Source organism: Methylobacterium sp. 1A (assembly GCF_058072805.1).
The window spans coordinates 45,997-66,138 of sequence record NZ_JBYQVE010000002.1 but is presented as its reverse complement, the minus strand read 5'-3'; the positions used below and the strand labels follow the sequence as shown (position 1 = coordinate 66,138).

Annotated in this window: 19 protein-coding genes; 9 read left to right on the top strand and 10 right to left on the bottom strand. The window is 71.6% G+C overall.

The window, feature by feature from the left end:
• Window positions 1–43: 43 nt before the first annotated feature.
• From ACX9MN_RS20285 to dksA, 3 genes are all read left to right on the top strand, one after another.
• Window positions 44–1,417, top strand: a complete 1,374-nt coding sequence (locus ACX9MN_RS20285) for an MBOAT family O-acyltransferase (RefSeq protein ID WP_489725260.1) — start codon at window positions 44–46, stop codon at window positions 1,415–1,417.
• Between the two features lie 2 nt (window positions 1,418–1,419).
• Window positions 1,420–2,427: a hypothetical protein gene (locus ACX9MN_RS20280; RefSeq protein ID WP_489725259.1), complete on the top strand. Its 1,008-nt coding sequence runs from the start codon at window positions 1,420–1,422 to the stop codon at window positions 2,425–2,427.
• 182 nt (window positions 2,428–2,609) lie between these two features.
• Complete coding sequence (gene dksA, locus ACX9MN_RS20275; protein ID WP_012322444.1) at window positions 2,610–3,029, top strand: RNA polymerase-binding protein DksA; 420 nt, start codon at window positions 2,610–2,612, stop codon at window positions 3,027–3,029.
• Between the two features lie 47 nt (window positions 3,030–3,076).
• Here the strand turns inward: dksA and ACX9MN_RS20270 are convergent, their stop codons facing one another.
• Genes ACX9MN_RS20270 through ACX9MN_RS20260 form a run of 3 tightly spaced genes read right to left on the bottom strand, consistent with a single transcriptional unit; the run spans window position 3,077 to window position 6,028 of the window.
• Window positions 3,077–4,801, bottom strand: coding sequence for a pilus assembly protein TadG-related protein (locus ACX9MN_RS20270; protein WP_489725258.1), 1,725 nt, complete (start codon window positions 4,799–4,801; stop codon window positions 3,077–3,079).
• On the bottom strand, window positions 4,773–5,438 hold the full coding sequence (locus tag ACX9MN_RS20265; protein ID WP_020092920.1) for a TadE/TadG family type IV pilus assembly protein: 666 nt from the start codon (window positions 5,436–5,438) through the stop codon (window positions 4,773–4,775). The genes ACX9MN_RS20270 and ACX9MN_RS20265 overlap by 29 nt, the downstream gene beginning before the upstream one ends.
• On the bottom strand, window positions 5,417–6,028 hold the full coding sequence (locus ACX9MN_RS20260) for a TadE/TadG family type IV pilus assembly protein (RefSeq protein ID WP_056531937.1): 612 nt from the start codon (window positions 6,026–6,028) through the stop codon (window positions 5,417–5,419). The genes ACX9MN_RS20265 and ACX9MN_RS20260 overlap by 22 nt, the downstream gene beginning before the upstream one ends.
• A 236-nt stretch (window positions 6,029–6,264) precedes the next feature.
• On the opposite strand from ACX9MN_RS20260, the gene ACX9MN_RS20255 reads away from it, so the two are divergent.
• Entirely contained in the window at window positions 6,265–6,675 is a 411-nt protein-coding gene (locus ACX9MN_RS20255; RefSeq protein WP_489725257.1) for a hypothetical protein, read from the top strand.
• Complete coding sequence (locus ACX9MN_RS20250) at window positions 6,672–7,142, top strand: hypothetical protein (RefSeq protein WP_489725256.1); 471 nt, start codon at window positions 6,672–6,674, stop codon at window positions 7,140–7,142. The genes ACX9MN_RS20255 and ACX9MN_RS20250 overlap by 4 nt, the downstream gene beginning before the upstream one ends.
• Window positions 7,143–7,154: 12 nt before the next feature.
• Here the strand turns inward: ACX9MN_RS20250 and ACX9MN_RS20245 are convergent, their stop codons facing one another.
• Window positions 7,155–8,432 carry an NAD(P)/FAD-dependent oxidoreductase gene (locus ACX9MN_RS20245; RefSeq protein ID WP_489725255.1) on the bottom strand — a complete coding sequence of 426 codons (1,278 nt, stop codon included), beginning with the start codon at window positions 8,430–8,432 and terminating at the stop codon, window positions 7,155–7,157.
• Between the two features lie 146 nt (window positions 8,433–8,578).
• Here ACX9MN_RS20245 and ACX9MN_RS20240 point away from each other — a divergent pair, with 146 nt between their 5' ends.
• On the top strand, window positions 8,579–9,919 hold the full coding sequence (locus ACX9MN_RS20240; protein WP_489725254.1) for a glutamate--tRNA ligase: 1,341 nt from the start codon (window positions 8,579–8,581) through the stop codon (window positions 9,917–9,919).
• A 4-nt stretch (window positions 9,920–9,923) separates the two neighbouring features.
• On the opposite strand, the gene ACX9MN_RS20235 is transcribed toward ACX9MN_RS20240, so the two are convergent.
• From ACX9MN_RS20235 to ACX9MN_RS20220, 4 genes are all read right to left on the bottom strand, one after another.
• Complete coding sequence (locus ACX9MN_RS20235) at window positions 9,924–10,700, bottom strand: class I SAM-dependent methyltransferase (RefSeq protein ID WP_103984872.1); 777 nt, start codon at window positions 10,698–10,700, stop codon at window positions 9,924–9,926.
• 16 nt (window positions 10,701–10,716) lie between these two features.
• A complete protein-coding gene (locus ACX9MN_RS20230) occupies window positions 10,717–11,925 on the bottom strand; it encodes an MFS transporter (RefSeq protein WP_103984871.1) in 1,209 nt (402 codons plus the stop codon).
• 91 nt (window positions 11,926–12,016) lie between these two features.
• Window positions 12,017–14,149 (bottom strand): OmpA family protein, encoded by a 2,133-nt coding sequence (locus ACX9MN_RS20225; protein ID WP_489725253.1) that lies wholly within the window; start codon window positions 14,147–14,149, stop codon window positions 12,017–12,019.
• Window positions 14,150–14,228: 79 nt separating this feature from the next.
• A complete protein-coding gene (locus tag ACX9MN_RS20220; RefSeq protein WP_489725252.1) occupies window positions 14,229–15,308 on the bottom strand; it encodes a DUF2865 domain-containing protein in 1,080 nt (359 codons plus the stop codon).
• A 160-nt stretch (window positions 15,309–15,468) separates the two neighbouring features.
• On the opposite strand from ACX9MN_RS20220, the gene ACX9MN_RS20215 reads away from it, so the two are divergent.
• A complete protein-coding gene (locus tag ACX9MN_RS20215) occupies window positions 15,469–15,981 on the top strand; it encodes a CreA family protein (protein WP_020092910.1) in 513 nt (170 codons plus the stop codon).
• Between the two features lie 62 nt (window positions 15,982–16,043).
• Here the strand turns inward: ACX9MN_RS20215 and ACX9MN_RS20210 are convergent, their stop codons facing one another.
• Window positions 16,044–16,391 carry a hypothetical protein gene (locus tag ACX9MN_RS20210; RefSeq protein ID WP_042672904.1) on the bottom strand — a complete coding sequence of 116 codons (348 nt, stop codon included), beginning with the start codon at window positions 16,389–16,391 and terminating at the stop codon, window positions 16,044–16,046.
• A gap of 310 nt (window positions 16,392–16,701) precedes the next feature.
• Here ACX9MN_RS20210 and cysS point away from each other — a divergent pair, with 310 nt between their 5' ends.
• A complete protein-coding gene (gene cysS, locus ACX9MN_RS20205) occupies window positions 16,702–18,099 on the top strand; it encodes a cysteine--tRNA ligase (RefSeq protein ID WP_091682054.1) in 1,398 nt (465 codons plus the stop codon).
• Window positions 18,100–18,218: 119 nt separating this feature from the next.
• Window positions 18,219–19,010: a trypsin-like serine protease gene (locus ACX9MN_RS20200; RefSeq protein ID WP_447680205.1), complete on the top strand. Its 792-nt coding sequence runs from the start codon at window positions 18,219–18,221 to the stop codon at window positions 19,008–19,010.
• Between the two features lie 82 nt (window positions 19,011–19,092).
• Here the strand turns inward: ACX9MN_RS20200 and ctrA are convergent, their stop codons facing one another.
• A complete protein-coding gene (gene ctrA, locus ACX9MN_RS20195) occupies window positions 19,093–19,794 on the bottom strand; it encodes a response regulator transcription factor CtrA (protein ID WP_010683835.1) in 702 nt (233 codons plus the stop codon).
• Window positions 19,795–20,142: the final 348 nt, after the last annotated feature.

The following is a 20,142-nucleotide window of genomic DNA, read 5'->3' as shown; positions in this document are numbered from 1 at the left end:
GACAACGGCGGCCCATCCGGGCTCCTCCGCGCCGCCTCGCCCGATGCTGTTCAACTCCTTCGTCTTCCTCCTCGCCTTCCTGCCGGCCGCGCTGATCCTGCACGGGCTGGTGGCGCGCGCCGCGCCCGCGTGGCGGCTGCCGCTCCTCGTAGCCCTGTCCTTCGTGTTCTATGGCTGGTGGGACGTCCGGTTCGTGCCGCTGCTGGCCGGCTCGATCCTGGCGAACTGGTGCGTGGCGCGCGCCTATCGCCGGTGGCCCGGCCGCTGGCTGATCCCGGCGGCGATCGCCGCCAACCTCGCGCTGCTCGGCGTGTTCAAGTACCTCGACTTCGCGGCCGACCTCGCCAACCTGATCCCCGGCCTGGAGGCGCAGCGGCTCGGCCTCGCCCTGCCGCTCGGCATCTCGTTCTTCACCTTCCACCACATCATGTATCTCGCCGACCTGCGGGCCGGCCGGGCGCCGGGCTTCGGGCTCGTGAAATACGCCCTCTACATCGCGTTCTTCCCGCAGGTTCTCGCCGGCCCGCTCGTGCGCTGGAGCGAGATCATGCACCAGTTCGACGAGGCGCCCTACGCGCGGCCCGACGCCGCCGAGCGCTTCGCCCGCGGGTTGATGCTGCTGACCGTCGGCCTCGCCAAGAAGGTGTTCCTCGGCGACCCGCTCGCGGAGTATGTCAACCCGGTGTTCCAGGCCGCCGCTGCCGGCAAGGCCGTCACGGTGGTCGAGGCGTGGCAGGCGACGCTCGGCTTCACCTTCCAGATCTACTTCGACTTCTCCGGCTACACCGACATGGCGCTGGGCATCGCGCTGCTGTTCGGCCTCGTCCTGCCGCAGAACTTCGACGCGCCCTACCGCGCCACGTCGCTCCGCGACTTCTGGCGGCGCTGGCACATGACCCTGTCGCGCTTCCTGCGCGACTACCTCTACATCCCGATGGGCGGGAATCGCCGCGGGCTGCCGCGGCAGGTCGGGGCGCTCGTCGCCACGATGACGCTCGGCGGCCTCTGGCACGGGGCCGGCCTGACCTTCCTCGCCTGGGGGGCGCTGCACGGGATCGGCCTCGGGGCCGGTGTCCTGGCGCGCCGGGCCCGGATCGCGATCCCCGCGCCGCTCGGCTGGGCGCTCACCAGCCTGTTCGTCGTGCTGACCTGGGTTCTGTTCCGCGCGACGAGCTTCGAAGCGGCCCTCGCGATCTTCAAAGGTCTCTTCGGGCTCGCGCCGAGGGGCTCCGGCTTCAAGTGGCGCACTATCGCCATCGCCGCCCTGGTCGCGACGGTCGGGCCCACCGCCTGGAACGCGGTGCACCGGCTGCCGCCGCGCCGGCTCCTCGCCTTCGGCTTCGCGCTGCTGTTCGTGCTCGTCCTGCTGAAGATCGGCGACGATGCGAACTACGAGTTCATCTACTTCCAGTTCTGAGGATGGCGCCCGCACCCCCCACGACCGACAGGGACTGGCGCGGCTTCGCCCGCACCCTGGCCCTGTCGATGGTCGGCCTCTTCGCGGGCTACCTGGCCCTCGCGGTGCTGGTCGACCCCTACGATACCGGCCGCTCGACGCTGCTGTCCCGGGGGGCCGTGCGGCCGCAGGGGCCCCGCACGGCCTCGGCCGTCCGCGGCCGCGATCCGACCTATGCGGGCGTGGTGATCGGCAACTCGCACATCCAGCTCATCGAGCCGGCGGCACTGACCGGGCTCACCGGCATCCCGTTCCTCCAGCTCTCGGTGCCGGCCACCGGCCCGTCCGAGCAGTTCGCCTTGCTGGGATGGTACCTGCAGCACCACGCCCGCCCCGCCGCGATCGTGCTCTCGGCCGACGCGTTCTGGTGCGCGGACGACCCGTCCTTCCCGAGCGAGCACGGCTTTCCCTACTGGCTCGTGGGCGACTGGCCCGCCTACCTGCGCGGGCTGATCCGCTTCTCGGCCGCGCAGGAGACGGTCAACCGCATCGGCTGGCTCCTGAACCCGCGCCGCAAGACCGCCGCGGCCGACGGCTGGTGGGATTACGAGCGCAACTACCTGAGCCAGGGCTTCGGCGTCGATCCCGCCAAGAAGGCGGCGCTGGAGAAGCCGGTCGGGCCCGAGCCGGAGCCGCGGCACGGCGGGCCGTTTCCGATCGCGGCGCGCCTGCGCGCCGAACTGACCCGGATCCCGGCGGAGACGCCGGTCGTGGTGGTGTTCCCGCCGGTCTACGCCCGCGGCGAGCCGCCGCCCGGCAGCCCTCGGGCGCGGGCCGAGGCCGCCTGCCGGGCCGAGGTGCGCACGGTGTTGGCCGCCCACGCGCTCAGCACGGTGGTCGACTGGCGCGACGGCCGCCCCGCGGCGGCCGATCCCGACCAGTTCTTCGACCAGACCCATTACAGGCTGCCGATCGCCCGGAGCCTGACGACCGAGATCGCCGAGGCGATCGTACGGTTGCGGACCAGATGACAGCGTAAAACATCTGTACCGTGGCCTGTTTGCCGCACGCGGCGATGCAGTGACAGCCAGTTACAGCCCCTGCATCCGTGTGCGTTGTGGCGATGAGGCACCTCGACTATACGGCACCTCACGTTATCGCCGCACACCGGCCATCCCCTGGTGGGCGGTTTACCATCCAGCGAGGGTGACGCATGGCGAAGGTGCAGCTGGAGGACGGCTACGTCCCGTCCGACGACGAGCCCTTCATGAACGACCGGCAGCGCGAATATTTTCGGCGCAAGCTGCTGAGCTGGAAGAACGACATCCTGCGCGAGGCGCAGGATACGCTGGTGGCTCTTCAGAGCGAGAACGAGAACCACCCCGACCTCGCCGACCGCGCGTCCTCCGAGACGGACCGGGCGATCGAGCTGCGGGCCCGGGACCGCCAGCGCAAGCTCACCGGCAAGATCGACGCGGCGCTGGCCCGAATCGAGGACGGATCCTACGGGTTCTGCGAGGAGACCGGCGAGCCGATCTCCCTGCGCCGCCTCGACGCGCGCCCGATCGCCACCCTGTCCCTCGAGGCGCAGGAGCGGCACGAGCGCCGCGAGCGGGTCTACCGCGACGACTGACCGGGGCCGGGCCGCGCGCCAAATCCCGCGCAGCGCCGGCGCGGCGCCTACTGCGTCAGCCGCAGCGCGCCGATGCTGGCCTGGATCGACTTGAAGGCCTTGATCAGGTCATCGGACGAGTTGGCGAGGTAGAACTGGTCCGGTGACGAGGCGCAGTTCCGCAGCAGCGTCTGGCCGGCCGAGTCGATCGGATCCGCCGGGACGCTGAAGCCGATCGTGTAGATCGAGATATTATTTGTCTTCGCGTTGCTGCACGCAAGGGCTGTCAGTTTGTCGAGCGCATCCCGCGCTGTGCGGGCATTCGAAATATTTTGATTGCTGGGCGGAAGCCGCGAATTCGGGTTCGATCCATCGGCGTTCGTAAAGTAGCCGAAGGGAAAGTACATGGATTTATTGTAGGACGGGTTCGAATTTACGGGCCAGGTATTTTCCCCGTCTGTCATGAGGATCATGATCTTGTTGATCGTGCTGAGGTCGGAATTGGCGCTGTTCGAGGAGTAGCGCGCGCCGTCTGCGAACACGCTGTTCGGGGAAAGCGTGCGCCATCCCCACATGAAACCTTCATGAATATTGGTCGAGCCTGAGGCTACCATCAGGTTGATCAGGTTCTTGAGCGTCGTGGTATCACTGGTCAGTCGTTGAAGCGGCTGGGTCGTGCAGCCGAAATTCGGCCCGTTGGGAATACCCGTGTAGCGGTTTCGCGAGGTGGGCGACGGATCGCGGGGGCTGAGATACTTGCATGCACGCCCCTCGGCCGTCGAGAATGACGTGTCCCGGGTCGGCTTCAGGCAATCGGGGCTGTTCGTATAATCGTCGATATAGCTGTTGAAGCTGATACTCGATGAGTTTTTGGTCGAGTATTCGCTATATTCCGACGAGCCATCACCCGGCTCGTCGGGGGCGAAGAGCGGGAGATAATAAGAATCCTTGTTGCTCGCGGTCGGTGCGCCGTCTTGAACGTTCAGGGGATAGGGCAGTGTTTCGAGGCATCCCGCCCAGGCCCAGCCGGAGTTGGCCGCCTGCAACTTCGAGAAGATGTCGAAGCGATTGGTGATGCCCGTGCCTTGAAGGCCGTTGACGTTGAGCCAGTGATAGCTGGATTGCGCAGCTTGATCGATCCAGGTCGCGTAACGATAGGTGGCTGGATTGACAGCCACAGACGCGGCGAACGGCACGATGGAGATCTTGCTCGCGCTGGAGAAGGCCGGGCTGGTGTAGACGTAGTTGACGAAGTCGGTCGCGGCCGTCTGGACGGCCTGAAGCTTCGACTGTCCCCCGCTCGAGGCGGCCATCGAGCCCGTGTTGTCGAGCACGAGCGCGATCTCGAAAGTCTTCGGCAGCGGCGTGGCGCATTGCGAGACGGCGCCCGGGTTGATGCGCTGGGTCCCGGTCAGGCCGCCGAAGAAGGTCGTCGACTGCTTGTGAGCGGTCAGCGTGATCTTGCGCGGGCTGCTGGTGATGGCCAGCCGGTCGACCACGAGGCTCGCCGCCCCCATGGCACCGGTCATCGTCGTCTGCGCCAGGGCGTTGAGTTCGGTCTCGGACGTCGTCAGCGGCGTCTGGCAGAGCAGCAGCGCCGTGGCGTCGGCCGCGGCCTGGAGCTTCGTCTCCAGCCGCGTGGCGAAGCCGTAATCGATCGCCGCGCCGCCGACCATCACCATCGGCACGCTCAGGAACGCGAACAGCAGGGCGACGTTGCCGCCGCGGTCGCGCAGGATGTCGCGGCGCCGCTCGGGGCGGCCGTCAGGTTTTGCGAACGATCTTCGTGCCATCGCAGTTCGATTGTTTGTCGTCCGGCAGGACGACTTCCGTGTAGGTGCTGGTGCCGTAGGCCTGGCCGCCGCGGGTCGGCCACGGCGCGCTGCTGGTGAACGTGATCGTGTTGCTCACGCCCTTGGCGAGCTTGACCAGCGCGCTCCCGATCATCGGCGTGTAGCTGATGCTGACCTCAGCCAGCACGTAGCGCATGCCCGGCATCCGATAGCCGTCCGGCACGGTCAGGCTGGGCGCGGGGCCCGGGCTCCGCGCGGTCCCGTTGGTGTTGGCGACGCTGGAGCAGACCACCGGAGGACCGCTCGGGTCCTTCGCGTCGGTGCCCATCGCGCTGACCACGATCTTGACCTTCGACGTGTCGAACGGGCGCATCACCGCCGTGGCGGAGGCGAGGATGTCGTTCATCACGGTGGTGCTGATCGGGTTCTGTGTGTCGCCCTGCGCCGTCAGGTCCGCCACGGTGCGGCCGAGCTGCGTCAGCTTGCGCCACTCGTCGATGGCGTGCGTCACCTCGGTCATGCCCGCCCAGATCGCGAGCAGGATCGGCAGGATGACGGCGAACTCGACGGCCGCGCCGCCGCGCCTGTCGTGCCGGAGCCGCGCCGCCCGCCGGGTCAGGACGGTGAGGACGGGCACGGGCTCGCTCCGACGATCTGGTAGGGCTCGGTGCGGAACACCGCCGTGGAGGTCAGCAGGCTCGATCCCTCCGCGGATCCGCTGGTGAACTGCTTCGTGTTGAGGCCCATCAGGTTGAAGAAGGTCGGGAACGGCACCGCCGCGGTGACGATCACGATCGTCCCGGGCGAAGCGCATTTGTAGTTGGAGCCGAAACTCGTGCTCCACGTGCCCGTGGCGGTGTCGATCGGCTTGTTCGCGGTCGCGCTCGCGAAGCTGCTCGAGGTCGCGACGTCGATCTTGACGTTCTGGCAGTTGAACACAGTGGGCACGGGGCTGACGGGCGATCCGCACATCCGCGCCTTCAGGGTCGCGAGCACGGTCGCCGGATTGGTCTGGCCCGCTGTGTCGAGCTGGAACTGGCCGGTGAAGATCGTCCGGACCGCGTTCTGGAGCGCGCGATCGAAATTCTGCGTCGCCCACATCTGGAACACGATCTGGATGATCGCGCCGCACAGCGCCAGGAAGGGCAGGGCCACCAGGGCGAACTCCACCGCGGCCGCGCCCCCGGTGTCGCGCCCGAGGCGCGCGAGGAGGCAACCTGGCGTCACTCTGACCTGCGTTCCTACAAGTCCTCGGCTGTTCATATGCGAGCAGATCAGTCGGAAGTAGCCATCTCATCCGATGTGACGCCAAGCTTTTGCGAAACTCTTAATCCGATCGACTAGACCAGGGTTATCAAACGGCCGCTACTTTTGGTTGTAATAGGGCCGGCGTGTCGTCGACGCGCTGTTGACGCACCGCCTGCGCGCGCCAGTTCCCCGCGCGCAGCGTGCCGGAGAACCCCATGAGATCCCCCCTGATCGCGCTCGTGGTCGGCGCGGTGGCGCTCGCGCTCGCCGCCTGCGATGCCCCGAAGCCGGGACCGGCCGGACCCCCCGGGGCGAAGGGTGATCGGGGACCGGCGGGGCCGGCCGGGCCGGCGGGTGTGAACGGTGCCACCGGGGCCCGCGGTCCCACGGGCGACCCGGGCCCGGCCGGCCCGGCCGGTCCGCCGGGACCGTCCCTGAACAGCCAGGTGCGCCTCGACGTGGCGTGCCGCCGTGACGAGGAATTGATTGGCGCTTACTGCCGAGGCATGGCGGTTGTGCCGTCGGTGACTGTCACGGACGGCGTGTCCACGGTCGGCTGCCTCGACATGACCGCCAAGGCCGCCAAGGATGCCCAGCCCGTCGCGGTCTGCATGAAGAAGCTATGAGACTTGCCGTCCCCGCACTCTTGGTCGCGCTGGTGTCCGGCCCGGCCTGCGCGCAATCCTTCGTGCCCTCGGAACGGGCGGCGATCGACCTCGTGCGCGACCGGCGCACCGCCGGCTTCACCACGGTGGCGCGGACGCTGGCCTATGCCGAGCGCGCGACCGGCGGCGCCTTCCGTCTCGGCGGCTACCGGGTCGATTACCGCCCGGACGTCCCCTTCGCCCGGGTGCGGATCTGCTATCGCCTGGGGATCGACCCGCCGACCTGCGGCCTCGCTTACCGCGTCGCGGTCAATCCCGCCCATGTCGAGCCGGCCGACCGCTACAGCGGCCTGACGCGCGACCTGGAGCACGGCCCGCAGGCCTTCCTCCGGGCACTTGCCCGGGAGGCCGACCTCCAGCGCCAGCCGGATATCCTGCGGAAGGTCGAGGCCGCGCTCGAGCCCTACAACCCCTACGACTGGCGCTGAGGGACGCGGCTCTCAGAGCAGCCGCGGCCAGCGCAGGAGCCGCTCCGGCGCGAAGGCAGCGACCGGCACGGCCGGTTCCCGGCCGGTGGCGAGGTCGGCGACGATCTCGCCGGTGATCGGGCCGGTGGACAGGCCGATATGGCCGTGGCCGAAGGCGAAGAGCAGGCCGTCGTGCCGGGGGGCGCGGCCGATCACCGGCATCCCGTCGGGGGTCGACGGCCGGGAGCCGAGCCACGGCGCGTTGTCCAGCGGGCCGCCGAGCCGAAGGGTGGAGGCCGCCTCCCGGGACGCCGCATCGATCTGGGTGTGGTCGGGCGCGGCGGCGCGCGCGTTGAGCTCGACGCCGGACAGGACCCGGACCCGGTGCTCGCCCATCGGCGACAGGATCGACCCCGCGCCCGTGTCGAGGATCGGCCGGGTCAGCGGCGCGCTGTCCGGATGCAGGGCGTAGTGGCGGTGGTAGCCGCGTTCGGCCGCAACGGCGAAACGGTAGCCCAGGGTCCGGGCGATCGCCCCGGACGCGGCGCCGGCCGCGAGGACAACCTGTCGGCCCCGCACCGCGCCGCCGTCGTGATCGACGCGCCAGCCGTCCGCCTGGGGCTCCAGCCGGGCGACGCTGCCCCGCAGGCGGCGGCCGCCGAGACCGGTGAACAGGGCCTCGCACGCCTCGATGAGCCGGCCGGGCTCGCGGACCGACCCCGTCTCGGTGAGCAGCATGGCCCGCGCGTAGGGCCGCACCAGCGCCGGCTCGAGCGCGCGCAGCGCCGCGGTGTCGAGGATGTCGAAGGCGACCCCGTGCCCGGCCAGGATCTCGCGCTCGAGGGCGGCGGACGCGAAGGCCGCTTCGGTGCGGTAGGCCTTGATCCAACCCGTCCGCTGTAGCCGGTCGCCGGTCCCGGCCCGGGCAGCCAGCCGCTCGTGGGCCGGATAGGCGGCGCTGGTCAGCGGCAGCAGCGCCTCCGCGGCGCGGCGCCAGCGCGAGGCGCGCGCGGCGGCGAGGAAGTGCGCCGTGTAGGGCACGATCCGCGGGAGATGCCCGTAGTGCAGCCGCAGGCCGCGATCGGCGTTGCGCAGGTAGGCCGGGAGCTTGCCCCACAGGGCCGGGCTCGACATCGGCAGGATCGAGCCGCGGCTGACCACGCCGGCATTGCCGTAGGAGGTCCGGGCCCGCGCCTCGCCGGGATCCAGCAGCACCACGTCGAGCCCGCGGTCCCTCAGCGCGATGGCGCTGGCGAGGCCGACCATCCCGCCGCCGACCACCACGATGTCGGCCGTCTCGTCCGTCGCCATGCCGCTCACATCCTGCACCGCACCACGCGCGCCCTTCTGCCGGGTTTCCCGCGTCCTGGGTAGCGGGCGCTGCGGGGGACGCATCCGGCCGGTGTGATCGCGAAGTCCCGCGCACATTCTCGCGCAGATCGGCTAGAGAGCGGGCCATGACTCTCGTCCGCTTCGCACCCTCGCCGACCGGGTATCTCCATATCGGCAACGCCCGGCCGGCCCTGCTCAACGCCCTGTTCGCCCGCCGGACCGGCGGCCGCTTCCTGCTGCGCCTCGACGACACCGACGCGGAGCGCTCCACGGAGGCCTTCGCGCAGGCGATCGGCGAGGATCTCGCGTGGCTCGGCATCGTGCCCGACCTGTTCGCCCGGCAGAGCGACCGCACGGCGCAGCACGACGCCGCCGCCGACCGCCTGCGCGCAGCGGGGAGGCTCTACCCCTGCTACGAGACGCCGGAGGAGCTGGAGCGCCGCCGCAGGCGTCAGCTCGGCCGCGGCCAGCCGCCGATCTACGACCGGGCGGCGCTGCGGCTGACCGCCGAGGAGCGGGCGGCGCTGGAGGCCGAGGGCCGCCGGCCGCACTGGCGGTTCCTGCTCGAGGCGCGGACCGTCGGCTGGGACGACCTCGTCCGCGGGCCGGCCCATGTCGACTGCGCGTCCCTGTCGGACCCGGTGCTGATCCGCGCCGACGGCAGCTACCTCTACACGCTGCCGTCGGTGGTGGACGACGCCGATCTCGGGATCACCCACGTCATCCGCGGCGAGGACCACGTCACCAACACCGGCGTGCAGGTGCAGATCTTCGAGGCCCTGGGCGCGCCCGTCCCGGTCTTCGGCCACCACAACCTGCTGACGACGGCCGACGGGGAGGGGCTGTCGAAGCGCCTCGGCCACCTGTCGCTGCGCGGCCTACGCGAGGCCGGCTACGAGCCCGCGGCGGTGCGCTCGCTGGCGGTGCTCACCGGCTCGGCCGAATCGGTGCGGGCGGTGCCCGACCTCGACACCCTCGCGGGCCTCGTCGATCTCGGCGAGATCTCGCGGGCGCCGGCCCGGTTCGACCCGGCGGAGCTCGACGGCCTCAACGCCCGCTTGGTCCACGTCATGCCGTACCCGGAGGCGGCCGCGCGCCTCGCGGCTCTGGGGATCCCGGAGGACCGGGCAGAGGCCTTCTGGCTCGCGGTGCGGGCCAATCTCGGGCGCGTCGCGGAGGCGGCCGACTGGTGGCGGGTCGTGGCCGGTCCCGTCGAGCCGGTGCTCACCGAGCCCGCCGTGATCGCGGCCGCCCGCGAGACCCTGCCGCCCGAGCCGTTCGGCCCGGAGACCTGGAAGGCGTGGACGACCGAGATCCGGACCCGCACCGGGGCCAAGGGCCGCGGCCTGTTCATGCCGCTCCGGCTCGCGCTGACCGGCCTGGAGCACGGGCCGGACCTCGCCGGCCTGCTGCCGCTGATCGGGCGGGAGCGGGCGGCGCGCCGGCTCTCCGGCGCGGCCGCCTGAGCGATCAGCGGCCGGGCTTCGGGCGCGCCTCGATCAGCGCGGCGTCGAGCAGGAAGCTGCCGTCGGCCTCGATGGCGAAATGCGCCGCGACCTCCGCGGGCGCGGTGACCTGCAGCGCCCGGATCGCCGCGACGTGGGTCTCCGGCGTCCGCATCCGGGCGATCCAGCTCGCGAACTCCATGCGCGGCCGGCTCGGCGTCGCGTCGCCGGGCGCGAATCCGGCCGCCTCCAGCAGGGCCCGCCATTCCGACGCCCGGTAGTCGCGCACGTGCGAGGGGTCGCGCAGCAGCTCCAGCGCCTGCAGGTGCGTGTCCAGCAGCGGATCCTCGGGCGCGACGATGTCGCTGACGATGAGGAACCCGTCCGCCCGCAGCACCCGTCGCGCCTCCGCCAGGGCCGCCGGCACGTCGCGCCAGTGGTGGGCGCTGTAGCGGGTCAGGACGGCGTCGAAGCTCGCGTCGGGGAATGGCAGGGCCTCGGCGCCGCCCTGCCGGGTCTCGATCCGGTCGAGCCCCCGCCGGGCCGCCTCGGCCGCGACCGCCGCCAGCATCTCGGCCGACAGGTCGTAGGCCGTGACGGCGGCGCCAGCGGCGGCCGCCGCGAAGGCGACGTGGCCGCCGCCGCAGCCGAGGTCGAGCACCCGCAGGCCCGGTCGCGCGCGGACCCGCTCGCCGATCCGGTCGAGATCGGCGCCGGCGGCGTGCACGGCGCTGGTCACGTAGGCGGAGGCCTGCGCGCCGAACTGGTCGACGACGTGTCGGGCGTGGCTGCGGGCGTTCATCGGCGGATCTCCCGGATCAGGTCGCGAGCGGCTTCAGGCGGGACAGCCGCAGGGCGATCATCAGCGCCAGACCGTACAGCCCGCCCACGAACAGCACCACGCCGTTCCACCCGGAATGGGCGAAGAACCAGCCGCCCGCGGTCCCGAGGACCGACGAGCCCAGATAGTAGAGGCCGAGATAGATCGCCGAGGCCTGGGCCCTGTCGCGCAGCGCCCGCCGCCCGACCCAGCTGCTCGCGACCGCGTGGGCGCCGAAGAAACCTACCGTCGTCACTACGATGCCGGCCAGGATCAGCAGCAGGCGGTCCGAGAGCGTCATCACGATGCCGGCCAGGCCGACGGCTGTGGCGACCCAGAGGACACGGCGGCGGCCGAAGCGGCTCGCCAGCTCGCCGGTGACAGGGCTGCTGACCATACCGGCGAGGTAGACCGAGAAGATCATCCCGATCACCGCCTGGCTCAGCGCGTAGGGCGGCTCGAGCAGGCGAAAGCCGATGTAGTTGTAGATGCAGACGAAGCCGCCCATCAGCAGGAACGCCTCGGCGAAGAGCCAGGGCAGGCCGGCGTCGCGGAAATGATGGGCGAAGCTGCCCGGGACTTCCGCCCAGGCGAGCCGGCGCGGCACGAAGCGGCGCGAGGGCGGCAGCCAGCGCCAGAACGCCAGCGCGGCGGCGAGCGCGAGGCCGCCGATGACCGCGAGCCCGGCGCGCCAGCTGACGAAGTCCGCCATCACGCCGCTGATCAGGCGGCCCGACATGCCGCCCAGCGCGTTGCCGCCGACGAGCAGGCCCATCGACAGGCCGATGGCCTTGGCGTCCATCTCCTCGGCGAGATAGGCCATGGCGACGGCCGGGAGTCCGCTGGCCGTCAGCCCGGTGAGCGCGCGTAGCGCCAGGAAGCCGTACCAGCCGGGGACCAGGGCGGCCACGACCGTGAGCACCGCCGAAGCGACCAGCGAGGCCAGCATCACCGGCTTGCGCCCCCAGATCTCCGAGAGCGGGCTGACGACGAGCAGCGCCACCGCCAGCAGCCCGCAGGGCAGCGACAGGGCGAGGCTGCTCGCGGCCGGCGAGACGCCGAAATCCTCCGCGTAGATGGGCAGGAGCGGCTGGACCGCGTAGAGCACCGCGAAGGTCGAGAAGCCGGCCGCCGCCAGGGCCAGAGCCGTGCGGCGGAAGACCGGTGTGCCCGACCGGATGAGCCCGTCCTCCGCCTCGCTGTTCATGACCGTCCCGCGCCGCTGTCCTCAACCGGTGGTGAGGCGCTGTGGCCGCACGGTCAACTGCCGCGCAGGACAGGCCCGCGCGGCGACCGCCCTAGCGCGGCGGCGGAGGCGGCGGAGGCGCTGCCTGGCCCTGCCCCTGACCTTGCCCCTGCTGCAGCAGCGGCGTGATCCGCTGGACGACGACGCGGCGATTCTCCCGCGACGGGCCCTGCGTGTTCACTTTCAGGTACTGCTCGCCGTAGCCCTGGGTGGTCAGGTTCTCCGGCGGCACGCGGAACTGCTCGGTCAGCACGGTCGCCACCGACTGGGCGCGCCGGTCGGACAGCGACAGGTTGTCAAGCGCGGAGCCGACGGCGTCGGTGAAGCCCTCGATCAGAAACACCTCCCGCGGGTTGGCCTGGATGGCGCGGTTCATCGCGCCGGCGATCACCGACAGCTTGGCCGCCTGATCGGGCGTGACGGTGAACGAGCCGGTGTCGAAGGTGATCGTGTTGATGTCGACCGAGCGCAGGCGGGCGCGGAGGTCCGGGCTGTAGCGGATCTGGTCCAGCGTGTACCGGCGGTCGACCTGCACCACGGGCGGCGCCGTCAGCGCCTCGTAGACCTCCGCCTCGTCGGCCTGGGCGTAATCCACGATGTAGCGGTCCCGCGGGATGCGGATCTCCGGCGGCGGCAGCACCACCACGTCCTCGTAGATCGGGCGGAGCGGGCCGGCGTAGCTGTTGTCGATCAGGACGAGCTCGCGACCGTCGCGGTAGCGGAGGTAGCGGCGCAGCATCCGACCGTCATCGTTCGTGACGGTGACGATCTGCTCGCCGCCGGGCCGGTCGACGTAGCTGTAGAAGTCCGCGCCCTGCCGCTCGAACCGGTAGCCGCGCGGGTCGAGGGTGCGGAAGCGCTCGTTCTCGTCGTGGCGGATCAGGTAGCCGTCGCGGTCCTGCACGATGATGCGGCCCGGCTCCCGGTAATAGGTCCGGCCATCCTCCCGGAACTCGCGCCGGTCTGTGCGGACCTGATCGAAGTCGCGCACGCCGTCGTTCTGGCGGAAACCGCCGGGGACGTAGCCGGGCTGTCCCGGCCGGTTGAAGGCGTTCGGGTCGGCCGGACCGCCCGGGCCGCCCGCGGGCGGCTGTCCCGGCTGTGCCGGGGCCGTCCCGGGCTGCGGTCCGCCGGGCGGTGGGGCCTGTCCGGGGGCGGGCGCCTGGCCCGGCGGCACGAACGGCCGTCCCGGAATCCCGGGGGCCATGTTGGGCGGCACCGGCCGTCCGGGCTCGGCGCCGGGAGCACCGTTGGGCTGGGCCGGCGCCCGTCCCTCGGGCTGGGCTCCCTGCGGCTGGAACGGCCGTCCCGGAACGCCCGGAGCGGCGTTGGGCGCCTGCGGCCGGCCGGACTCGGCGCCGGGACCGCCATTCGGCTGGGCGCGGTTCTCGGGCAGGCGGTTGTCGGGCTGCGCGTCTGGGCGCTGGGCCGGTCGACCGGGTGCGCCGGGGGGCGCGTTCGGCGGCTGAGACCGGTCGCCGGGCGCACCCGGACCGCCCGGACGCTGACCCGGCGGTCCGCGATCCGGCGCGGACCGGTCGGGGGCCGCGTCGCGCTGCGCGGGACGGTTCGGCTGGTCGTCGGGACCGGGGCGATCCCGGTCGGGCGCCTGGCGCTGCTGCGGCGGGGCCGGCGGACGCTCCGGCGCGGGCCGCCCCTGGGGCGGCGGAGCCTGATCGCGATCCGGCGCCTGCTGACGCTCGGACCGCCCCGGGCCGGGCCGATCCTGCGGCCCGCGGTCCGGACGGTCCGGCTGCTGATCCCGCCGGTCTTGCTGTCGGTCCTGCTGCCGCTCCGGTTGGCGGTCCTGCCGATCCGGCGCCGGGGGACGGGCCGCCGGCGGCTCCGGCCGGCGCTCGGGCGCGCGCTCCCGCGGAGGCGGTTCGGCCTGCGGCTGGCGCTGGGCGGGCGGTTCGGGCCGCTCGCGCGGGGGCGGCGGCGCCCGCTCCGGCCGGGGTTCGGGCCGCTCGCGCACGGCCGGTGGGCCCGGCGGCGGGCCGGGACGCTCCTGCGGCGGCCGCTCGGGGCGCGGGCCGCCGTGCGGGGGTTCGCCGCCGCGGGGGCCGCGCTCCTCCGGTCCGCCCTGCGCCACCTGGATCCGGCCCGGCGCGGCGTCTGCGAGCTGCACGAGCGTCAGGCCCGGCAGCACCGTGCCGGTGAGGAGGATCAGGCGGAGCAGGCGCATCGCGGTCTCGTGTCGGTTCAGGCCGAGCCGAACACCGGACGTCGCGTATGGTTCCGCGCCCGTCGGCGCGAAACAAGTCTCAGGGGGTGAGGCGCTGGGGCACCGCGATGACGTCGGGCGCGATGATGCGCACGGCAACGTGATCCGGCTTGGCTTCCGCGGCCTCCGCGGCCTTCGTGCCGTCGGCCGCGGCAGGTTGGATCTTCGCCGCATCGTCGCGGCCGGGTCCCGCGCCGCCCTTCGTGTCGACGCCCGCGCGGCCGGCGGCGTCGGCGGCGAGCTCCGCCGCGGTCCGGTCGGCCCGGCCGACGAGGGTCAGGCGCACCTTCGGCCGGGACAGGGCCTCGGCCTGCATCGGCGTGACGAAGATGTCGCCCTTGTGCCGGACGAGCATGCTCTCGGCCTTCACCAGAGACTGCGCCCAGGACTTGCCCTCCGGCTTGCAGGAGCAGTTCGGCACGAATTCCTTGCGGAATTTGAAGGCGTTGGCGAGGTTCGTGTAGGCGCGGCTGCCCTTCACCGTGGCGGCGTGCTTCAGGGCGTCGTCGCCGTACGGCATGGAATAGGCCTGCGCCTCGGTCCCCGGGCAGAGCGCCTGACACATCTCGTCGGCGCCGCCGCGGCCCTCTGGCAGGTTCTTCATCGGGAAGTAGCCGCCGTCGCAGGTCCGCACGCAGACCATCTGCGGGCCGCCCCGGCCGTAGGCCTCACCGGAGCCGGCATAGGCCTCGCGCGGCGGGCAGGTGGAGGCGACCAGCCCCTGGAGCTCCCGCTTCCGGGCGCCGCTGTCGTCGATCACGGCGCCGCCGTAGGTGGCCTTGAGCGCGCGGATGCGCTGCTCCACCGCGCCGCACTGGGGCGGCCGGGTGTCGAAGAACAGGAACTTGCCGCCCTCGCAGTTCAGGCCGCGGAAATAGGCTTCGAGCCGACCGATCTCGTCGTTGAGCGCACGCGTCGTGCTGGCGCCACTCTGGAGCGAGGCCAGCTCAGCCCGGTAGCGCCGGCACTGCGGCGACGGCAGCTGCGGCGCCGGCCGCGCCTCGGCGGGCGCGGCCTCCTGCGCGCTGGCGGAGGTCGCGAGCGGAGAGGACAGTCCGAGGGCTATGGCCGCGCTCAGGATGAGGCGGCCGAGCGTACGGACGATCGGGCGGTGAGGCATAGGCTGCATCGCGTTGATCGGGTGCGCGGCGATCCGGAGTATCCGGAGCCCGCGCGCATCCGCGCTTCGGGACGGAAGCGGGGCCATTCTACGCCCCCTCGCAAGACCGCGACACCCCTCCTACATCCGGCCCGCAAGCGTGAGGGGGAATTGACCGGCGATGTTGTTTCGGAGTCTCACCTATGTTGGGCTTCTCGCACTGGGCCTGGCAGCGGCCGGTCCGGCCGCGGCGCAGGAGCCGGACCGGATCTTCGACAAGTCGACGGTCTGGCGCCCGCTGACGCCCAACGACAAGCTCGTGGTCTACGGCGTCGACGATCCGGCGGTCTCGGGCGTGTCGTGCTGGTACACCCAGCCTGAGAAGGGCGGGATCAAGGGCACACTGGGCCTGGCCGAGGATGTCTCGGACATCTCGCTGGCCTGCCGGCAGACCGGGCCGATCGCCTTTAAGGGCAAGCTCAGCCAGGGCGAGGTGGTGTTCAGCGAGCGCCGGTCGCTGATCTTCAAGTCGATGCAGATCGTCCGCGGCTGCGACGCGAAGCGCAACACGCTGATCTACATGGTCTACTCGGACAAGGTCATTCAGGGCTCGCCGAAGAACTCGACCTCGGCGGTGCCGCTGGCGCCCTGGGGCACCGAACCGGCGCAGAAATGCGCCGACTTCATGAAGTGAGCGGCGCCCGGTGACGCGAGCTTTCCGCGCGGCGGCCCGGCGACGGGCCGTCCGCGGCCGGCTCAGTCCTGGCAGGTGATCCGGATCGGGCGCTCGGACGGCGCCGGGACCGGCTGGCTGATCGCGCCGGTATACTCGTCGGCGGCGGCGACGCCGTAGGAGTTCGCCGCGGCGTAGCCCTGGGCCTCGCACCACGCGTTGGCGACCACCTGGCCGCAGGCGCTGCCCGGCGTCGTCAGGCACTCGCCGACGCCGTAGCCGTCGCTCGACGGGATCAGGAAGGTCTTCTCGACACGGGCCGGCGCCTTCGCGGGCGTCTCGCCGTCGGTGCCGGCCAGCGCGGCGTGGGTCAGGCCCGCGCAGGCGAGAACGGTGGCGAGAGCGAGGGAACCAACGGCCGAGCGTCGCATGGATTGTCCTTGGGCACAGGATCTGTGGCGTGAGGATCGTGGCCCGGACGGTCCGACGGCGCGGTTAAGGAAGCCTTACCCGCATGGCGCGCAAGCCATCTCGAATTCCTCACGCTTTTGGGTTAGCCCCATCGCGCGGGCCGCGCCGTCGCCGCGATGCAACAGGGTGCCGTGCCGGGGCTGGCCGATCCGCCACGTTTCGGCCGCTCTTCGCCGCGCGGGGCCCTCAGGTCGTTGAAGGCAGGGCCGGATTTCCGGCCACGGCTCCGGGCCGGACGTCATCCCCGGCGCCGGAGAAGGGATGGGTTTCATGGCGCCGATGTTGCGGCTCTACAACACGCTCACCGGCGCCAAGGAGGCGTTCGCGCCGATCGACCCGCAGCATGTCCGCGTCTACGCCTGCGGCCCGACGGTCTACGACGCCGCCCATATCGGCAACGCCCGGCCGATCATCGTCTTCGACCTGCTGTTCCGCCTGCTGCGCCACCTCTACGGGCCGGAGCACGTCACCTACGCGCGCAACGTCACGGACGTGGACGACAAGATCAACGCCCGGGCGGCCGAGCGCGGCATCACCATCCGCGAACTCACCGACGGGACGCTGGCGCAGTTCCACCGCGACGTGCGTGACCTCGGCGTGCTCATGCCGGAGGACGTGAACGTGCCGGGCGCGCGAGCCCGCTTCGTCGAGCCCCGCGCCACCGACCACATCGCCGAGATGGTGACGATGATCGAGGCCCTGGTCCGGGCCGGCCACGCCTATGTGGCGGAGGACCACGTGCTGTTCGACGTCCCCTCGATGCCGGATTACGGCGGCCTGTCGAAGCGGCCCCTCGACGAGATGGAGGCGGGGGCCCGGGTCGAGGTCGCTCCCTACAAGCGCTCGCCCCTCGACTTCGTCCTGTGGAAGCCGGCGAAGCCCGGCGAGCCGTCCTGGCCGTCGCCGGCCGGCATCGCCGCCGCCGGCCGCCCGGGCTGGCACATCGAATGCTCGGCCATGTCGGCCAAGCATCTCGGCCGGACCTTCGACATCCACGCGGGCGGCATCGACCTGATCTTCCCGCACCACGAGAACGAGGTGGCGCAGTCCCGCTGCTGCTTCGGCACGCCGGTGATGGCCAACGTCTGGCTGCACAACGGCTTCCTCCAGGTGGAGGGGGAGAAGATGTCGAAGTCGCTCGGCAACTTCATCACCATCCGCGACGTGCTGAAGGACTGGCCGGGCGAGGTCGTGCGCCTCACCATGCTCAAGACCCAGTACCGGCAGCCGATCGACTGGACCCTGCGCGGCCTCGAGGAATCGGCCCGCGTGCTCGACCGCTGGTACAACGCCGCCGGGGACGCGCCCGCCGCGCCCGACATCCCCGCCGGGGTCGTCGAGGCGCTCTGCGACGACCTCAACACGCCGGCCGCGATCAACGAGCTGCACCGGCTCGGGAGCGGTGCGGAGGCGCAGCCCGGGGCGCTCCGCGCCGGCGCGAACCTGCTGGGCTTCCTCGCGCGCACCCGCAGCGACCGCGAGCAGGATCAGGTCGCGGCGTCCGGGGTCGACGTCGCGGCGGTCGAGGCGCTGATCGCCGAGCGCCGGGCGGCGCGGGCCGCCAAGGACTGGCCCGCCTCGGACCGGGCGCGCGACGCTCTCGCGGCGATGGGCGTCGCCGTGAAGGACAACAAGGACGGCACCACGACCTGGACGGTGGCGCGCTGATCGCCGAGCCGGCCGTCGATGACACGGACGTGACGGCGGCCGCGTCCTCGCGCCCGCTTGCGCGGCGCGGCGCGGGCGGCATCTGTGGTCCGGGGGCTCGCGGCGGAGATGAGCAGCACGTGACCAGCTTCGGGACCAGCTTCGGGACGACCTTCCGGACCATCGGGGCGCGACGCGCCGCCGCCGCGTCGGCGCTCACCCTCGGTCTGGGCCTGTCGGGCCCGGCCGCCGCGATCGACGGCGGCTCGGCCGCCGGCCGGGATGCCCTGGCGCAGGCCACCGTGGCGATCGGCACGATCACCCAGCCCGAGGAGGCGCTGAAGCTGACCCGCTGCACCGGCGTGCTCATCGCGCCGGATCTCGTGCTCACCGCGGCCCATTGCGTGAACGGCGATCCGCTCGGCGCGCTGGTCGTGTTCTTCCGCGGCAGCGAGCCGGCGCGGCCGGTCTACGGCGCGCGGGTCGCCGCCCGCTACAGTCCCGATCCGGGGGAGATGCTGCCGAACGAGGCGTCGGGCGTCAGCCTCTCCGACCTCTCCCTCGACCTCGCGGTCCTGCGCCTGACCGAGCCGGTGCGCGACCGGCGGCCGGTTCCGCTGGCGGCGGATCCCGGCCGGGTCCCCAAGAGCCTGCGCATCGCCGGCGCCGGCCTCTCCGGTCGGACCGTCGGGCGCCTGCGCACCGCCACGCTGACGCCGGTGGCGGCGAGCAGCACCGGGCTGACCATCGCGCGGGCCAACGGCGCCCGGGTCTGCTTCGGCGATTCCGGCGGCCCGGTCGTCGCGCAGGATCGCCGCGGCACCTACATCTGGGGCGTGGCCAGCGCGGTGATCAGCCGGGCCGCGCCCTGCGGCGGCTACGTGGTGATCGCGCCCGCCGCGCAGGTCTTCTCGGCCACCGGGACGCGGTGAGGGCTGCGGATATCGCCGGAACGCGAAAACCCCGCGCGGCCGGACCGCGCGGGGTTTTTCAGGAGACGGTGCGACCGGCGGATCAGACCGCCATGCGCTCCTCGCCGTCCATCGGCTCCCGCAGCACGTAGCCGCGGCCCCAGACGGTCTCGATGTAGTTCTTGCCCTGGCTGGCGTTGGCGAGCTTCTTGCGCAGCTTGCAGATGAAGACGTCGATGATCTTCAACTCCGGCTCGTCCATGCCGCCGTAGAGATGGTTCAGGAACATCTCCTTGGTGAGCGTCGTGCCCTTCCGGAGCGAGAGGAGTTCCAGCATCTGGTACTCCTTGCCGGTGAGGTGCACCCGGGCGCCGCCGACCTCGACGGTCTTCTGATCGAGGTTCACGATCAGGTCGCCGGTGGTGATGACCGACTGGGCGTGGCCCTTCGAGCGGCGCACGATGGCGTGGATGCGCGCCACCAGCTCGTCCTTGTGGAACGGCTTGGTGAGGTAGTCGTCGGCGCCGAAGCCGAGGCCCTTCACCTTGTCCTCGATGCCGGCCATGCCGGAGAGGATCAGGATCGGGGTCTTCACCTTCGCCACGCGCAGCGAGCGGAGCACCTCGTAGCCCGACATGTCGGGCAGGTTCAGATCGAGGAGGATGATGTCGTAATCGTACAGCTTACCGAGATCGACACCCTCTTCCCCGAGGTCGGTGGTGTAGGTGTTAAAGTTCTCGGACTTGAGCATCAGCTCGATGCTCTGCGCGGTCGCGCTGTCGTCCTCGATCAAAAGTACCCGCATCGTCGGTCCCCAGCCCCGCCGGCCGCATCAGCGCGCAGACACGTCCCAGCCTTCGCCCGCCACCGGCCTGTGGACGGGCGCTCCGTCGCTCTTGACGTGGAACGCTATGGATTAATCGTTAACAAAACCTGATTCCTGCCCGCAAGCGTCTCGTTCGAAGTTCCGCGAGCTTGACAGGAGAAACACCGTTCCTCCGGCCTCGCCCTCGGCCCCGATTCCGATCCGCCCTCGTCCAGGCCGCTCGCCCCCTTCGGCGTAAGTACTTCCTGCGTAACGATTCGATCCCCGGTGTTGTCCGTCGGACACACCGGTACGACTTCGTCGGGCGCGATTGTGGTCGCGACCCGG

Bases quoted from the DNA above. Each gene is read 5' to 3' on its own strand.
- ctrA (WP_010683835.1), bottom strand. From the start codon at position 19,794: ATGCGGGTACTTTTGATCGAGGACGACAGCGCGACCGCGCAGAGCATC.
- ACX9MN_RS20235 (WP_103984872.1), bottom strand. From the start codon at position 10,700: ATGAACGCCCGCAGCCACGCCCGACACGTCGTCGACCAGTTCGGCGCG.
- ACX9MN_RS20255 (WP_489725257.1), top strand. From the start codon at position 6,265: ATGAGATCCCCCCTGATCGCGCTCGTGGTCGGCGCGGTGGCGCTCGCG.
- ACX9MN_RS20285 (WP_489725260.1), top strand. From the start codon at position 44: ATGCTGTTCAACTCCTTCGTCTTCCTCCTCGCCTTCCTGCCGGCCGCG.
- ACX9MN_RS20230 (WP_103984871.1), bottom strand. From the start codon at position 11,925: ATGAACAGCGAGGCGGAGGACGGGCTCATCCGGTCGGGCACACCGGTC.
- ACX9MN_RS20225 (WP_489725253.1), bottom strand. From the start codon at position 14,149: ATGCGCCTGCTCCGCCTGATCCTCCTCACCGGCACGGTGCTGCCGGGC.
- ACX9MN_RS20270 (WP_489725258.1), bottom strand. From the start codon at position 4,801: ATGGCACGAAGATCGTTCGCAAAACCTGACGGCCGCCCCGAGCGGCGC.
- ACX9MN_RS20280 (WP_489725259.1), top strand. From the start codon at position 1,420: ATGGCGCCCGCACCCCCCACGACCGACAGGGACTGGCGCGGCTTCGCC.
- ACX9MN_RS20220 (WP_489725252.1), bottom strand. From the start codon at position 15,308: ATGCCTCACCGCCCGATCGTCCGTACGCTCGGCCGCCTCATCCTGAGC.
- ACX9MN_RS20250 (WP_489725256.1), top strand. From the start codon at position 6,672: ATGAGACTTGCCGTCCCCGCACTCTTGGTCGCGCTGGTGTCCGGCCCG.
- ACX9MN_RS20210 (WP_042672904.1), bottom strand. From the start codon at position 16,391: ATGCGACGCTCGGCCGTTGGTTCCCTCGCTCTCGCCACCGTTCTCGCC.
- ACX9MN_RS20215 (WP_020092910.1), top strand. From the start codon at position 15,469: ATGTTGTTTCGGAGTCTCACCTATGTTGGGCTTCTCGCACTGGGCCTG.
- ACX9MN_RS20245 (WP_489725255.1), bottom strand. From the start codon at position 8,432: ATGGCGACGGACGAGACGGCCGACATCGTGGTGGTCGGCGGCGGGATG.
- dksA (WP_012322444.1), top strand. From the start codon at position 2,610: ATGGCGAAGGTGCAGCTGGAGGACGGCTACGTCCCGTCCGACGACGAG.
- ACX9MN_RS20240 (WP_489725254.1), top strand. From the start codon at position 8,579: ATGACTCTCGTCCGCTTCGCACCCTCGCCGACCGGGTATCTCCATATC.
- cysS (WP_091682054.1), top strand. From the start codon at position 16,702: ATGGCGCCGATGTTGCGGCTCTACAACACGCTCACCGGCGCCAAGGAG.